At 76.1% G+C, this 13,740-nt stretch carries 11 protein-coding genes; 3 read left to right on the forward strand and 8 right to left on the reverse strand.

From position 1 onward, the window contains the following. Positions 1-23: 23 nt before the first annotated feature. Positions 24-1,166, reverse strand: a complete 1,143-nt coding sequence (locus tag V2S66_RS08555) for a PP2C family protein-serine/threonine phosphatase (protein ID WP_330793952.1) — start codon at positions 1,164-1,166, stop codon at positions 24-26. Between the two features lie 128 nt (positions 1,167-1,294). Between V2S66_RS08555 and V2S66_RS08560 the strand changes: the two genes are divergently transcribed. Continuing rightward, a complete protein-coding gene (locus tag V2S66_RS08560; protein ID WP_330793953.1) occupies positions 1,295-2,524 on the forward strand; it encodes a GNAT family N-acetyltransferase in 1,230 nt (409 codons plus the stop codon). Positions 2,525-2,622: 98 nt separating this feature from the next. On the opposite strand, the gene V2S66_RS08565 is transcribed toward V2S66_RS08560, so the two are convergent. The 5 genes from V2S66_RS08565 to V2S66_RS08585 all read right to left on the reverse strand — a co-directional run bounded on the left by V2S66_RS08565 (position 2,623) and on the right by V2S66_RS08585 (position 6,082). Beyond that, on the reverse strand, positions 2,623-3,435 hold the full coding sequence (locus tag V2S66_RS08565; protein WP_330793955.1) for an Fpg/Nei family DNA glycosylase: 813 nt from the start codon (positions 3,433-3,435) through the stop codon (positions 2,623-2,625). Between the two features lie 8 nt (positions 3,436-3,443). Continuing rightward, positions 3,444-3,932 carry a ribose-5-phosphate isomerase gene (locus tag V2S66_RS08570; protein ID WP_330793956.1) on the reverse strand — a complete coding sequence of 163 codons (489 nt, stop codon included), beginning with the start codon at positions 3,930-3,932 and terminating at the stop codon, positions 3,444-3,446. Positions 3,933-4,040: 108 nt separating this feature from the next. Beyond that, a complete protein-coding gene (locus V2S66_RS08575) occupies positions 4,041-4,643 on the reverse strand; it encodes a biotin transporter BioY (RefSeq protein ID WP_330793957.1) in 603 nt (200 codons plus the stop codon). 381 nt (positions 4,644-5,024) lie between these two features. After that, positions 5,025-5,411 carry a VOC family protein gene (locus V2S66_RS08580; RefSeq protein WP_330793958.1) on the reverse strand — a complete coding sequence of 129 codons (387 nt, stop codon included), beginning with the start codon at positions 5,409-5,411 and terminating at the stop codon, positions 5,025-5,027. A 29-nt stretch (positions 5,412-5,440) separates the two neighbouring features. After that, a complete protein-coding gene (locus V2S66_RS08585; protein WP_330793959.1) occupies positions 5,441-6,082 on the reverse strand; it encodes a DsbA family oxidoreductase in 642 nt (213 codons plus the stop codon). 192 nt (positions 6,083-6,274) lie between these two features. On the opposite strand from V2S66_RS08585, the gene pepN reads away from it, so the two are divergent. Next, on the forward strand, positions 6,275-8,893 hold the full coding sequence (gene pepN, locus V2S66_RS08590; protein WP_330793960.1) for an aminopeptidase N: 2,619 nt from the start codon (positions 6,275-6,277) through the stop codon (positions 8,891-8,893). Positions 8,894-9,110: 217 nt separating this feature from the next. Further along, complete coding sequence (locus tag V2S66_RS08595) at positions 9,111-10,115, forward strand: hypothetical protein (RefSeq protein WP_413966344.1); 1,005 nt, start codon at positions 9,111-9,113, stop codon at positions 10,113-10,115. Positions 10,116-10,173: 58 nt separating this feature from the next. Here the strand turns inward: V2S66_RS08595 and V2S66_RS08600 are convergent, their stop codons facing one another. Beyond that, on the reverse strand, positions 10,174-12,783 hold the full coding sequence (locus V2S66_RS08600; RefSeq protein ID WP_330793962.1) for an ABC transporter permease: 2,610 nt from the start codon (positions 12,781-12,783) through the stop codon (positions 10,174-10,176). Then, on the reverse strand, positions 12,780-13,529 hold the full coding sequence (locus tag V2S66_RS08605) for an ABC transporter ATP-binding protein (protein ID WP_330793963.1): 750 nt from the start codon (positions 13,527-13,529) through the stop codon (positions 12,780-12,782). Before V2S66_RS08605 ends, V2S66_RS08600 begins: the two co-directional genes overlap by 4 nt. Between the last annotated feature and the right edge of the window lie 211 nt (positions 13,530-13,740).

The raw sequence follows: 13,740 nt of genomic DNA on the forward strand, positions 1-13,740 counted from the left end.
ACCCATAGTCCCATTCCCGTGGGCTAGTTCCGGCACACCACCAGCAGTGCCCGGTCGTCGTTGACGTCCTTGGCGACCGCTTCGATCAACCGCCAGGCGGAGCCGCGGAACCCGGTCGCCACGAACCGGTCCGCCTCGCCCATCAGCCGGTCCACGCCCTCGGACAGGTCCCGGCCCGGCGCCTCCACCATGCCGTCGGAGAACAGCAGCAGGACGTCGCCGGTGCGCAACGTGCCCTTGACGCCGTGGAATTCGGCGCTGTCGTAGACGCCCAGCAGCGGCCCCTCGGCCGCCTTCTCCTCCCACCGGCCGCTGCCGGCGTGCAGTTGGACGCCCGGCAGGTGCCCGGCGGACAGCAGTTCGTAGTCGCCGCTCTCCAGGTCCAGCACCAGGTGCACCGATGTGGCGAATCCCTCATCCCAGTTCTGCCGCAGCAGATAGCCGTTGGCGGCGGCGAGGAAGGCGTGCGGCGGCAGCGAGCCGAGCAGCCCGCCGAAGGCGCCGGACAGCAGCAGCGAACGCGAGGCGGCGTCCATCCCCTTGCCGGAGACGTCGGTCAGCACCGCCTCCAGGATGCGGCCGTCGGAGCTGCGGGTGGCCACCACGAAGTCGCCGGAGAAGGACTGGCCGCCGGCCGGGCGCAGCGCCATCTCGGCGTGCCAGCCGGCGGGCAGCCGCGGCAGCCTGCTCTGCACCCGGATGCGTTCCCGGAGGTCGAAGAGCATCGTGTGGCCGCGCCGCCAGGGCACCCCGACCCGCGCCCGGAACTGGGCGATGACCAGGCCGGTCAGCGCGACCGCGGTGACCACCAGCACGCTGCCCGGGGTGACCCGGGCCGGCCCCTCGCGGTAGGGGCCGAGCGCCGCGGACTCCGCGACGAGCGCGACCGCGGAGGCCGCGTAGAGCAGCAGCAGGCTGGCCGGGCGCAGCAGCAGGCCGCCGGCCAGGATCGGCAGCGCCAGCGCGCTGGGCGGGCACCACACCGGCATCTCGACGGTGGTCCAGCCGAGCACCGGGATGGTGAGCGCGATGACCGCGAGGCCCGCCCAGTCGGAGGCGTCGCCGCGGAAGTAGTCGACGGCGGACCTGCGCACGCCGAGCCGGGCCCGGTGCAGCCGCCTGCTCCACCGTAGCCGCAGCTCCTCACCTGCCACGCCTTTTGCCATGTTGCGGCGACCCTACCCATCGATCGGCCCGCTGTGCAGGCCGGATGCCCTGTGAGCCGACCCGTGCGCAGCGCGGACGGGACGGAAATACGTTCGCAGGTGGAGAGCCGAACTGGTAGGCAACGAGTATGACGACCGAATTGCGCGTGCTCGCGCCGGAGCAGTGGGACACCATGTTCGACCGGATCGAGCGGGCCTTCACCGGCGCGCCCGAGTCGCCGGAGGGGCGGGCCCAGTGGCGCAGGGTCAGCGAGCCCGGCCGGATGCTCACCGCCTGGGACGGGGACGAACTGGTCGGCACCGCGGGCGCGTTCTCCTTCCGCATGACGCTGCCCGGGGGCGCGCCCGCCGCGGTGTCCGGTGTGACGATGGTCTCGGTGCAGCCCACCCACCGGCGGCGCGGCGTGCTCACCTCGATGATGCGCCGGCAGTTGGACGACTTCCGGGACCGCGGCGAGCCGTTCGCGGTGCTCACCGCCTCGGAGCCGGCGATCTACGGCCGGTACGGGTACGGGATCGCCTCGCGGCAGCTGTCCGGCACGGTCGACACCGACCGGGTCGTGCTGCACGCGCCGCAGGGCGTGGAGCAGGTGCGGTTCCGGCTGCTGCCCGCCGCCGAGGCGCTCGGGGCGTGCGAGCGGATCTACGCCGAACTCGTCCCGGCCCGTGCGGGGATGCTCGCCCGGCAGCCCGGCTGGGAGACCCAGGCGGTGGTGGACGCGCCGGGCGAGCGGGGCGGCGCGGGCCCGCTGCTGTGCGTGCTCGCCGAGACCGACGGCGAAGTGCGCGGCTACGCGCGGTACTCGACGACCTCCCGGTGGAGCCCTGCGGGCCCGCAGGGCTCCGTCAACCTCAAGGAGGTCTCCGCCCTCGATCCGGTGACGTACGCCGCGCTGTGGCGCTATCTCGCGGGCATCGACCTCACCTCGACGATCGCCTTCCGCAACCTGCCGGTCGACGACCCGCTGGTGCACCTGGTCTCCGACCCGCGCCGCTGCACGCTGGGCTTCCGCGACGCCCTGCACCTGCGCGTGCTGGACGTGGGCGCGGCGCTGTCCGCGCGCTCCTACGCCGCGCCGGTGGACGTCGTCCTGGCGGTGGAGGACGCCTTCCGCCCGGAGGACTCCGGCACCTGGCGGCTCACCGGCGACGCCAAGGGCGCGTCCTGCGAGCGCACCACCGACGCCGCCGAACTGGTCGTTCCGGTCGCGCAGTTGGGCGCGGCCTACCTCGGCGACGCGTCGCTGCGCTCGATGGCGGGAGCCGGCTTCGTACGGGAACTGCGCCCGGGGGCGCTGGCGGAGGCGTCCGCGGCCTTCCGCACCGACACCGCGCCCTGGCTGCCGCACGGCTTCTGAGCGGCGCGGCCGCGGGCGGCCGGGGTCCGGCCGGTGCTGCCCGGCGGGGCCTGGCCGGCGGGCCGCCGGGTCAGACGTGCCGGGTCAGGAGCGCCGGGTCAGATGTGCGGCGGCTGGCAGGACGGGCACCAGAAGAGGTTCCGGGCCGCCAGCGGCGCGGTGCGGACCTCGGTGCCGCAGACCAGGCACGGCAGCCCGGCCCGCCGGTAGACGTAGACCTCGCCGCCGTGGTCGTCGCGGCGCGGCGGGCGGCCCATGGCCGCCGGCTCGTGCTCGGGCCGCACGGTGTCGATCCGGTTGTCGCGCACCCCGGCCCGCATCAGCGTCACCAGGTCGGCCCACATCGCCTCCCACAGCGGCGCGGTGAGCGCCCGGCCGGGCAGGTACGGGTCGACGCCGTGCCGGAAGAGCACCTCGGCGCGGTAGACGTTGCCGACCCCGGCCAGCACCTTCTGGTCCATCAGCAGCGCTGCCAGGCAGACCCGGGAGCGCGAGATCCGCGCGTACGCCCGCCGCGGGTCGTCGCCTGACCGCAGCGGGTCGGGGCCGAGCCGGTCGTGCACCGCCTGCTTCTCGGGACCGGTGATCAGCTCGCAGGCGGCGGGCCCGCGCAGGTCCATGGTGTGCTCGCCGTGCGGGCCGCCCCGCAGCCGCAGCCGGACGGTGTCGCTGACCTGGCCGTCGAAGGTGACCTTGCCGATCAGGCCGAGGTGGACGCGCACCCAGCCGGCACCCTCGAAGCCGAGGAACAGGTGCTTGCCGTGGGCGTCCACGCCGTCCAGCACGGCGCCGTCGAGCAGCGCCGCGCTGTCCGCGAACTTGCCCTGCGGGCTGCTCGCCCGCACCTGCCACCCCGCGAGCAGGCGCAGGCAGTCCTCGGCCAGCCGGTGGATCGTATGGCCCTCGGGCATCGCCCGGGTCAGCCCTGCCGCGGGTGGTGGACGGGGACCGGCGGCAGCTCGCCGGTCGCCTCGTAGGCGCTGAGCATGTCGATACGGCGCTGGTGCCGCTCCTCGTGCGAGTAGGGAGTGCCGAGGAAGACCTCGACGAACCGGGTGGCCTCGTCCCGGGTGTGCATCCGGCCGCCGATGCTCAGCACGTTGGCGTCGTTGTGCTCGCGGGCCAGGGTGGCGGTCTGCTCGCTCCACGCGAGGGCCGCGCGGACGCCCTTGACCTTGTTCGCGGCGATCTGCTCGCCGTTGCCGGAGCCGCCGATCACGATGCCGAGGCCGTCCGGGTCGGCCGCGGCGCGCTCGGCGGCGCGCAGGCAGAACGGCGGGTAGTCGTCGACCGCGTCGTACACGTGCGGGCCGCAGTCCACGGGCTCGTGCCCGTGTTCCTTCAGCCACTCGACGAGGTGGTTCTTGAGTTCGAAGCCGGCGTGGTCGGAGCCGAGGTAGACGCGCATACCGGAAGTCTTCCACCACCGCGCCCGCCCTGCGCGCCCGGGGCTGCGGGGCGGGCAGGGCGGGCGGTCAGCCCGGCGGGTGCACGCGCCCGCCGCGGTCGCGTCCGGTCAGCCGCGGGGCAGCAGCCGCCAGGCGGCCGGCAGCAGCGACATGGCCAGCGCGGCCTTCAGCGCGTCGCCCAGCAGGTAGGGGCGCAGGCCGAGCCGGACCGCCTGGGCGGCGGACAGGTGCGCGGAGTGGGCGAGGTACGGGACGCCGACCGCGTAGACGACCGCGGAGCCGAGCACCATGACGCCCGCCGTCCTGAGCACCGTGCGGTCGCCGCCGCGCCGGGCCAGCGCGCCGACCACCGCGGCGGCGGCGATCATGCCGAGGATGTAGCCGAAGCTGGCCGTCGACCAGCCGGCGGAGCCGCCGGCGAACCACGGCAGGCCGGCGACGCCCGCCGCCGCGTACAGGCCCAGCGAGGCGGCGCCGCGGCGGGCGCCGAGCGCGGTGCCGACCAGCAGCGCGGCGAAGGTCTGCCCGGTCACCGGGACCGGCGAGCCGGGGACCGGCACGGACACCTGCGCGGCCAGGCCGGTCAGGGCGGCGCCGCCGGCCACCAGCGCGAGGTCGCGCAGCCGGGCGCGGGCGGCCGAGGAGGCGGGCAGCAGGTCGGCCAGGACGGCGCCGGCTGCGGGCGTGGCGGCGGGGGCGGCGGTGCTCATCGGGACTCCGCGGGGGGTGAGGGTGATCGGGACACCGTGACGCTAACCCAGCGGCCGGGGACCGATCATCGTGAGACCCGCACAAAGCCGCGTGGTGCTCCTTGGAGGCTTCGGTGGGGTGCGGGAGCGCCGCGTGGCAGCGGCCGGAGCCGCCCTCGGCCCTCGTCAGCCCGCCGCCGCGGCGGCGTACGGGCAGGTCGCGTGAGCTGCGTCACGTCCGGCGGCGGACGGCGGCCGGCCGCGCCCGCCGGGCGCGGCCGGGCCGGGCCACGGCGTCCGGGCCCGGCCGCCGGGCGCGCCGGTGTGTGGGAACCCGCCAATCCGGGCCGATGGGACCCGGGCGGGTGGGCGTGCGGGCGGCCGGGAGCCGGTGGGAGCCGGTCAGGCCGGCTGGATCAGGTCCCAGCGGTTGCCGTAGAGGTCCTGGAAGACCACCACCGCGCCGTACGGCTCGTAGCGCGGCTCCTCCTCGAAGACCACGCCCTCGGCGACCATCCGCTTGTAGTCGCGGTCGAAGTCGTCGCTGGTGAGGAAGAGGCCGACGCGGCCGCCGGTCTGGTCGCCGACCCGGTCGGCCTGGTGCGGGGTGGAGGCGCGGGCCAGCAGCAGTCCGGTCTCCCGCGAGCCGGCGGGCGCGACGACCACCCACCGGCTGCCGTCGCCGCGCGGGGTGTCCTCGCGCAGCTCGAAGCCCAGGGCACGGGTGTAGAAGGCGATGGCCTCGTCGTAGTCGCGTACGACGAGCACCGTCAGGCCGAGGTGTGACATGGCAGGGAGTCTCTCAGGGCGGTCGTCGGTCAGTCGAAGATCGGGCCGACCGTGCGGCTGCGCTTGATCTCGTAGAAGCCGGGGATGGAGGCGACCAGCAGGGTGCCGTCCCACAGCTTCGCCGCGTCGTCGCCGCGCGGGGTGGGGGTGACGACCGGGCCGAAGAAGGCGACCTGCTCGCCGTCGGCGCCGGGGACCGCGATCACCGGGGTGCCGACGTCCTGGCCGACCTTCTCGATGCCCTCCTTGTGGGAGGCGCGCAGCTCGGCGTCGTACGTGTCCTGGTCCGCGTAGTCCGCGAGGGAGGCGGGCAGGCCGGCCTCCTCCAGCGCGGCGACCAGGGTCTCGCGGGTCCTGGGCTGCTCCTGGTTGTGGAAGCGGGTGCCGAGCGCGGTGTAGAGCCGGCCGAGCACCTCGTCGCCGTGCTGCTGCTGGGCGGCGATGACGACGCGCACCGGGCCCCACGCGTCGCGCAGGAAGGCGGCGTAGTTCTCCGGCAGGGTGTCGAGCTTGTCCTCGTTGAGCACCGCGAGGCTCATCACGTGCCACCGCACCTCGACCGGGCGGACCTTCTCGACCTCCAGCATCCAGCGGGAGGTCATCCAGGCCCAGGGGCACAGCGGATCGAACCAGAAGTCGGCCGGGGTCTTCTCGGGAGCGGTCGTGGTCACAGCGAACTCCTACGGGGGGCTGAGCGGTCTGTCGACCTTCTTGTCTGTGACCGACAACGGGAACCGGACCGACGGCATTCCCCGCGCGCGCGGGCAGCCGCGCAGGGGACCTCGCGGGGCCCCGTGGGAGGATGCCAGAGCTGCGATCCAGCATGTCAGTGCACCATCCGAGGGAAGACAAAGGAGTCGCCCGTGCCCGGCGAGAACCTGAGCCGTGAGGAAGCCCGAGAGCGGGCCGCGATCCTGTCCGTCGAGCGGTACGACGTGGCGCTCGACGTACGGTCGGCGGTGGGGGCGGCGGACGGCGACCGGCCGCGGACGTTCCGGTCCACCACGGTGATCGACTTCCGCTGCGCCGAGCCCGGCGCCTCGACCTTCGCCGACCTGCTCGCGCCGTCGGTGACCTCGGTCCGGCTCAACGGCCGCGACCTGGACCCGGCGAAGGTCTTCGACGGGTCGCGCGTCGCGCTGGACGGCCTGGAGGCGCGCAACACCCTCGTGGTGGACGCCCTCTGCGCGTACAGCAGGACCGGCGAGGGCCTGCACCGCTTCGAGGACCCGGAGGACGGCGAGGTCTACCTGTACACGCAGTACGAGCCGGCCGACTCGCGGCGGGTCTTCGCCAACTTCGAACAGCCCGACCTGAAGGCGCCGTTCACCTTCCAGGTGACCGCGCCCGAGGGCTGGACGGTGCTGGGCAACGGCGCGGCCGACGGCGAGCCGCAGCCGGCCGACGGCGGCGGCCAGGTGGTGCGGTTCCTGCCCACGCAGCCGATCTCCACGTACATCACCGCGGTGGTGGCCGGTCCCTACCACGTGGAGCACGACCACTACTCGCGCGCGGCGGCCCCGGGCGAGGGCGGCGCGGGCGGGCGCTCGGCGGTGCTGGACATCCCGCTGTCGGCGCTGTGCCGCAGGTCGCTCGCGCGGCACTTCGACGCCGACGAGATCTTCGAAGTGACCAAGCAGGGCCTGGACTTCTTCCACGAGCACTTCGACTACCCCTACCCGTTCGGCAAGTACGACCAGGCGTTCGTGCCGGAGTACAACCTGGGCGCCATGGAGAACCCCGGACTGGTCACGTTCCGGGAGGAGTTCGTCTTCCGCGGCAAGGTGACCCGGGCGGCGTACGAGCACCGGGCGAACGTCGTGCTGCACGAGATGTCGCACATGTGGTTCGGCGACCTGGTGACCATGCGCTGGTGGGACGACCTGTGGCTGAAGGAGTCCTTCGCGGACTTCATGGGCGCCTTCTCGCAGGTCGAGGCGACCCGGTACGCCGAGGGCTGGATCACCTTCGCCAACCGCCGCAAGGCGTGGGCGTACCGCGCCGACCAGCTGCCCTCCACGCACCCGGTGGTCGCCGACATCCGCGACCTGGAGGACGCCAAGCTCAACTTCGACGGCATCACGTACTCCAAGGGCGCGGCGGTGCTCAAGCAGCTCGTCGCCTACGTCGGCCGGGACGCCTTCCTGGAGGCCGCCCGGCGGTACTTCAAGCGGCACGCCTACGGCAACACCACGCTCGCCGACCTGCTGGCGGTGCTGGGCGAGACGTCGGGCCGCGACATGGCGGCCTGGTCCCGCTCCTGGCTGGAGACCGCGGGCGTCAACTCGCTGACCCCGCGGGTGGGGTACGACGCCGAGGGCCGGATCGCCGAGCTAGCGGTGCTGCAGACCGCCGAGCCGGCGTATCCCGAACTGCGGCCGCACCGGGTGGCGGTGGGCCTGTACCGGCTGACCGCCGAAGGGGCGCTGGAACGGTACGCGCGGGCCGAGGCGGACGTCGCGGGACCCTCGACGGTCGTCGCCGAACTCGCCGGGCAGCAGCGGCCCGACCTGGTGCTGGTCAACGACGACGACCTGACGTACGGCAAGATCCGCTTCGACGACGCCTCGCTGGAGACGCTGCGCGGACACCTGGGCGACCTCACCGACCCGCTGGCGCGCGCGCTGGCCTGGGCCGCGGTGTGGAGCCTCACCCGGGACGGACTGATGCCGGCCGGCGAGTACCTGGCGCTGGTGCTGCGCTTCGGCGGCAGGGAGACCGGCATCGGCGTGCTCCAGTCCCTGCACCTCCAGGCGCGCACCGCGCTGGCCTCGTACGTGGCGCCGCAGCACCGCGGGACCGCGGCCCGCGAGCTGGCCGACGGCGCCCTGCGCGAGCTGCGGCGGGCCGAGCCGGGCAGCGGCCACCAGCTGGCCTGGGCGCGGTTCTTCGCCGCGGTGGCCGGCTCGGCGGACGACCTGCGGCTGCTCGGCGGCCTGCTGGACGGCTCGGCCAGGATCGACGGCCTGGACGTCGACCAGGAGCTGCGCTGGACGTTCCTGGAGACGCTGACCGCCGAGGGCGTCGCGGACGCGGCGGTGATCGCCGCGGAGCGGGCCAGGGACGACACCGCGTCCGGCCACCGCCATGAGGTGCGGTGCCTGGCGGCGCGGCCCTCAGCGGCGGTCAAGGCGGTGGCCTGGTCGGAGGTCGTGGAGTCCGACCGGCTCTCCAACGCGCTGGTCGAGGCGACCATCGCGGGGTTCGCCCAGCCGGGCCGCCGGGACCTGCTCGCGCCCTACGTGCAGCCGTACTTCGCGGCGCTCGAAGAGGTGTGGGCGTCGCGGTCGATCGAGATCGGCATGTCGGTCGTGCGCGGGCTGTTCCCGCAGTTCCAGGACGGCACGGCGGCGCTCGACGCGGCGGACGCGTGGCTCGACGGCCACCCGGACGCGGCGCCGGCGCTGCGGCGGCTCGTGCTCGAGTCGCGCGACGACCTCGCGCGCGGCCTGCGCGCCCAGGAGTGCGACGCCCGCGCCTGACGATCTGGCGGGGGTGTGGGGAGCCTTAGGGAAGGCTCCCCACACCCCCGCGGGACGGCCCGCGCCCCCGGGAGAGCGGCCGGCGTTCACCCGGGTGGACCGGCGCATCTCGGCAACCGGACATATGGGCTTGAGGCCGGCGTTGTCCCGATGTGTCGACGGGCGTGTAACAGCGGTTAGCGGCCCGGCGCAGGACGGGAAGTCTCCCGCCATGAACGTGAACCACCGCACCCCCGCCGCCCCGGACCGCCTCCCCGCCTTCGACACCAGCGTCCTGACGTCGCGTCAGCTGCGCGAGCGCGGCATCGGCGCCGCGCTGATCGCCGAGCGCTGCCGCCCCGGCGGCGCCTGGCAGCGACTGCTGCCGCAGGTGTACCTGCTGCACGCGGGCCCGCCGAGCAGCCTGGAGCGGGTGCAGGCCGCGCTGCTGTACGCGGGGCGGGACCCGGGCGCGCACGGCCCGGCGGGCGGCGGCCGGGAGGCGATGGTGACCGGGCTCGCCGCGCTGGCGCTGCACCGGTTCGAGGCGGTGCCGCCGCTGCCGGGGGTGCCCGTCGTCGACGTGCTGGTGTCCCGGCAGCGGCGGCTGCGCGACACCCGCGGGGTGGCCGTCCGCCGGGCCAGGACGCTGCCGCGCCCGCAGGACGTCGGGGGCGTGCCCTGCGCGCCGGTGCCGCGGGCGCTGGCCGACGCGCTCGGGGTGATCGGCGACCCGGACACCGTACGGGTCCTGCTGTGCGAGGCGGTGCGCGGCGGCCACTGCGACGCCTCCGCGGTGGTGCGCGAGCTGGCCGACGCCGGGCTGCTGGAACTGCCCCACGTGGCGGGCGCGGTGGCCGATCTGCGGGCCGCGGACCGGACGATGGCCGAGGAGCGGCTGTACGCGATGGTGCGCCGCCACGCGCTGCCCGACCCGGTGTGGAACGTGGCGCTGCGGCTGCCGGGCGGACCGCCGCTGGGCGGGGTGGACGCCTACTGGCCGGAGCACGCGGTCGCGGTGTCGCTGGACGCGCGCAGCGCCATGGCGGGGGCCGACGAGGCGGCGTGGACCCGGTACGCGCGGCAGCGCGAGCACCTGGAGGCGCTGGGCATCACCCTGGTGCACCTGACGCCGGCCAAGCTGGCGGCCTCCCCCGAGCAGCAGGCGGCGGTGGTCAGGACCGCGCTGACGGCGTCCACCGACCGGACCCCCGCGGCGTACGTCGTGGTGACCCCCCGCTGACCGGGCCGTGGCGGCCCCGGGGGCGCCCCGCTCGCGCGCGCCCCGCGCCCCCGCCCGCCTACTCGCGGGCGGCGCCCGCGGCCGCGGGGCTGGTGCGCAGGAGGGCGCGGGCGGGGAGGGCGGTGGTGGCCAGGGCGAGGGCGACCGTGGCGGCCGTGAGGGTCAGGGCGGTGACGGGCGGCAGGTAGGGGGAGCCGCCGGTCAGGCCGCGGGCGATGGGGATGACGGTGATCCAGGCGATGGCGCCGCCCACCAGCAGCCCGGCGGCGGCGACCAGCAGCGCCTCCCAGCGCAGCATCCGCAGGACCTGGCGGCGGGTGCCGCCGGCCAGGCGCAGCAGGGCGACCTCCCGGCGGCGGTCGAGGACCGTCATCACCAGGGTGTTGGCGGCGGCGACGGCCGCGAACCCGCCGAGCACGGCGGCCATCACCCGGTTGGCCCAGGCGTTGAGCTCCAGGTCCTTGTCGGCGCGGGCGCGGTATCCCGCGCGGTCGGTGACGGTCGGGGCCGGGTCGCCGATGCGGCCGAGCGACCGCCCCACGGCGGCGGGCGCCGCACCGGCCCGGTCGCGGACCAGCACCTCGCTGTCGTACGCGGTCGCGGCGTGCCCGGCGACCGCCGCCCGCGGCAGCAGCACCTGGCCGAGCCCGAGGCCGCGTCCGTAGACGGCCACCACCTTCGGGCGGATCCGCGCGCCGTCGCCGAGCCAGAGCGTGAGCCGGTCGCCGACCGTGACGTGCGCGGTGCCCGCGAGCAGCCCGTCCACCGCGACGGTGCGCCCGTCGCCGCCCAGGGCGGAGAGGGAGCCCGAGGTGACGCCGAGGTCGAGCACCCGCGGCAGCCGCCGCGGGTCGCCGCCGACGCCGAGGACGCTCACGGCGTTCAGCGAGCCGCTCGCGCGGTACAGCGCACCGGTGCGCAGCACGCCGACCGCGGTGTCGACGCCGGGCACCCGCGCGGCCCGGTCCGCGGCGGACGCCGGCAGCCCCGCGCCCCGGGACCCGAGCACCTGGTCGGCCACCACGCCGTCGCGGATCTGCCGCTGCGAGGCGTGGGTGACCGAGGACTGCATGCACAGCAGGGTGCCGCAGAAGGCGGTGACCAGCACGATCGGGGTGATCGCGGAGGCCAGCCGGCGCGCGTTGGCCCGGGTGTTGGCGGCCGCGAGCGCCGCGGGCGCGCCGCCGCCCGCCCGCAGCGGCAGCCCCAGCACGCTCGCCGCCAGCCAGGCGACGACCGGGCCGAGGAAGGCCACCGCGACCATGAAGCTGAACACGATGCCGAGCGCCACGGACGCGGCGTCGTCACCGGTGGTCCGCGCGGCCACCGCGGCCAGCACGCAGCCGCCCGCGGTCGCGGCCAGCCCCAGCACCGTACGGATCACGCCGGGCCGCCGGCGCTCCACCGCGGCCTCCCCCAGCGCCTGGCCGGGCCGGGCCCTGGAGGGGCGGCGGGCCGCCAGGTACCCGGCCACCAGCGCGGCGAGCAGCCCGGCGCCGACGGCGGCGACCATCGGGATCCAGCCGGTGGACAGCGTCAGGCCCGGCGGCACCGCGCCCTTGTCCACCAGTTGGCGCAGCCACCAGCGGGCCAGTGCGACGCCCGGCAGGATGCCGGCCGCGCCGGCGGCCGGCGCGACCAGCAGCGCCTCGGTCGCCACCGTGCGGCGGATCTGCCGCGGGGTCGCGCCGACCGCGCGCAGCAGGGCGATCTCCCGGCCGCGCTGGCCGACCGCCAGCGCGACGGTGCCCATCACCACGAACACGGCGGTGGCGGTGGCGATCCCGCCGAACGACCCGCCGATCGCGGTGAGCATCTCCTTCGCGGAGGCCAGCAGCGGCTGCTCCGCGGTGCCCCGCCCGTCGCCGGTGCGGACCTTCGCCGCGCCGTGCACGGCGTGTTCCGCCTGTGCGGCGAGCGTCGCCGTGCCCACCCCCGGGCGCGCGAAGACGGCGATGGCGTCGGCCTTCGCCGGATGGCCGGACAGGACGGCGGCGGTGGGGTCGGCGAAGTAGGCGTCCGCGGGGGCGCCCGCGGGCTCCCGCCCGATGTGCGGGTCCGCGCCGAGCAGGCCGGACACGCGGTAGGCGGCGGCGCCCCCGGGCGTGGTCAGGGTGACGCGGTCGCCGACCGAGACGCCCGCGGCGTGCGCGGCGGCGGCGTCGAGAACCACGTCTCCGGGCCCGCCCGGGGCGCGGCCGGTCAGCGCCGGGGCGCCGGGCCCGGCGGCCGTGCGCGCCGCGCCCGCGGAACGGGGGCCGCGCGCGGCCGTGATGACGCGGGCCGACCAGTCGCGGCCGGTGAGCTGCGCGAGCGGCGGCAGGCGCCCGGACTGCACGGGAAAGGCCACGTCGGGCACCGCCGCGGCGACGCCGGGCTCGGCCGCGATCCGGGCGGCGAGCGCGGTGGCCACCCGGGGCTGGTCGGTGAGCGGCTCGGACTCGGTGTCCTTGTCGTCGCCGTGCCCGGTGGTGATGCTCGCCTGCGGATCGGCCGCCACCACGACCGGCACCGCCGCGTACCGCACCGGCGCGAGGTGCGCGGTGACCCCCGTCTGCAGCAGCGAGCCGCAGGCGGTGACGACGGCCGCGGCGAAGAGCAGCGCGACGAAGGTGCCGGCGAAGGACGCGGGCCGGAACCGGACCGAGGCGCGGGCCAGGCCGTTCACGCCGCGGCGCCCAGCGGGCCGCGGGAGGTCAGCGCGACCATCCGGTCGGCGACCGCGGCGGGGTCGGGGGCGGCCAGCTCGCCGGCCGGCGCGCCGTCGGCGAGGAAGACCACACGGTCGGCGTACGAGGCGGCGACCGGGTCGTGGGTGACCATGACGACGGTCGCGCCCATGGTGTCCACGGCGTGCCGCAGCAGGCCGAGCACCTCGCGGGCCGTGACGGTGTCCAGCGCGCCGGTGGGCTCGTCCGCGAAGATCACCTCCGGGTCGGTGACCAGCGCGCGGGCGATCGCCACGCGCTGCTGCTGGCCGCCGGACAGCTGCCCGGGGCGGCGCCTGCCCTGGCCGTCCAGCCCGACCCGGGCGAGCAGCTCGGCGGCGCGCCTGCGGTCCGGGCGGCGCCCGGCCAGCCGCTGCGGCAGCAGCACGTTCTGCTGGACGGTCAGCGAGGGCAGCAGGTTGAAGGACTGGAAGACGAAGCCGACGCTGGTGCGGCGGAGCCTGGTCAGCTGGTTCTCGCCGAGCCGGGTGATGTCCCGGCCGCCGAGCAGCACCGCGCCCGAGGTGGGCCGGTCCAGGCCGGCCGCGCACTGCAGGAAGGTGCTCTTGCCCGAGCCCGACGGGCCCATCACGGCGGTGAAGCTCTGCCGGGGCAGCGCCAGGTCCACCCCGCGCAGGGCGTGGACGGCCTGGCCGCCCCTGCCGTAGGTGCGGCGCACGTCGCGCAGTTCGACCGCGTGGTCCATGGTCCTCGGGCTCCTTCCGTGGCGTCCCTGCCGACGCTACGGAGTGGCTCGCGGACGGACCATGACGCTCCCCGCCGTCCTCGGGGTGGGGACAACCCCCCTGCGGGCCCGCGCACGGCGGAACGGCGCGAGGAACCGGCGCGAGCGTGGCGCGAGGAACGGCGCGAGGAACGCGCGAGGGATGGCGCACGGCGGGCGCAGGGTAGAAGGG

This window comes from Actinacidiphila polyblastidii (genome assembly GCF_036353415.1).
Classification (GTDB): Bacteria; Actinomycetota; Actinomycetes; order Streptomycetales; family Streptomycetaceae; genus Actinacidiphila; species Actinacidiphila polyblastidii.